This window comes from Methanoculleus sp. SDB (genome assembly GCA_001412355.1).
In the GTDB taxonomy this organism is placed as follows: domain Archaea; phylum Halobacteriota; class Methanomicrobia; order Methanomicrobiales; family Methanomicrobiaceae; genus LKUD01.
Genome location: LKUD01000088.1, coordinates 1 through 1,836 on the forward strand (window position 1 = coordinate 1; position 1,836 = coordinate 1,836).

At 55.9% G+C, this 1,836-nt stretch carries 1 rRNA gene; it reads right to left on the reverse strand.

What is annotated here, in order from left to right:
- A 16S ribosomal RNA gene (locus APR53_05365) occupies window positions 1-1,470 on the reverse strand; the annotation flags it as partial.
- Window positions 1,471-1,836 lie beyond the last annotated feature (366 nt).

Here is a 1,836-nt window from a genome sequence, read left to right on the forward strand (position 1 = left end):
TTAGGAGGTGATCCAGCCGCAGATTCCCCTACGGCTACCTTGTTACGACTTAACCCCCCTTGCGAAATCTAGATTCGACTGCGGCAACGACCACAGCCTCATCCAAACCTCACTCGGGTGGTTTGACGGGCGGTGTGTGCAAGGAGCAGGGACGCATTCACCGCGCTATTTTGAAACGCGATTACTACAGATTCCAGCTTCATGTGGGCGAGTTGCAGCCCACAATCCGAACTTAGAGCAGGTTTAGGAGATTGCCTTCACCTTTCGGTGTCGATACCCATTGTCCTGCCCATTGTAGCCCGCGTGTAGCCCGGATAATTCGGGGCATGCTGACCTACCGTTGCCCATTCCTTCCTCCTCTTTAGCAGAGGCGGTCCCAACAGTGTCCCCATCAGTCCGGAGACCATGCTGGCAACTGTTGGCGTGGGTCTCGCTCGTTGCCTGACTTAACAGGATGCTTCACAGTACGAACTGACGACGGCCATGCACCTCCTCTCAGCTAGTCATGCAGAGTCTTCAGCCCGGCAATCATTCCGCTGTCTTATCCGGTGAGCTTCCCGGCGTTGAGTCCAATTAAACCGCAGGCTCCACCTGTTGTGGTGCTCCCCCGCCAATTCCTTTAAGTTTCAGCCTTGCGACCGTACTTCCCAGGCGGCGCGTTTCACGGTTTCCCTTCGGCACCTCGGTGACTCGTGGTCACCGATACACCTAACGCGCATCGTTTACGGCTGGGACTACCCGGGTATCTAATCCGGTTTGCTCCCCCAGCTTTCGTCCCTCACTGTCGGAGCCGTCCTGGTGAGACGCCTTCGCCACAGGTGGTCCCCCAAGGATTACAGGATTTCACTCCTACCCCTGGAGTACCTCTCACCTCTTCCGGTCCCTAGGTTGCCAGTATCCCTTAGACGCCTCACGGTTGAGCCGTGAGATTTCCCAAGAGACTTAACAACCAAGCTACGGACGCTTTAAGCCCAATAAAAGTGGCCACCACTCGAGCCGCCGGTATTACCGCGGCGGCTGGCACCGGTCTTGCCCGGCCCTTTCTTCAGATGCGTTTTAAACACCTGGACAGCCCGCGTATACGGGCACTCGGGGTTCCCTTATCACAGTTTCCTGCATTGTAAAGTTTTCGCGCCTGCTGCGCCCCGTAGGGCCTGGACTCGTGTCTCAGAGTCCATCTCCGGGCTCTTGCTCCCACAACCCGTACCGATTACGGGCTTGTTGGGCCGTTACCCCAACAACTACCTAATCGGCCGCAGATCCATCCTAAGGCGCCGGAGCTTTGGGTTAAAGGGCATTCCAGCATCTCTAACCTATGGGGTATTATCCCCAGTTTCCCGGGGTTATGCCCCACCTTAGGGCAGGTTATCCACGTGTTACTGAGCAGTCCGCCGAGGGCCGAACCCTCTCGACTCGCATGGCTTAATCGAACCCCGATAGCAGTGACCTCTGGCAGGATCAACCAGAATTTTTTTTGAAGAAGTACTCTACAGACACACGGTCTGCAGTCTTCGGCACACAGTATCGGTTTTTTTCAAAGGAATTTGGCGGTTACTAAATAGATTTCCGCATTGCCAAGTGCCAACGTCAGAACCAACGCCCCCACCCGGGCGATTTTGGTTCTCCATCACGAATCAGAGGAATAATGTATGTATCGAGGGTATTTATACCCTGTTGTTTCTTCCTCGTGTGAAGCCGGGAGCCGGACGGTTCACCGCCCGATTCACCTGATCCACCTCTGTCCTCACAGGGGATCTATGTTGGTCCGGACCGGTATTAAACCTTGCCCGGACTGACCCCCGGCCCGGCGGCACGCGGCCACCGGATAGATCGACC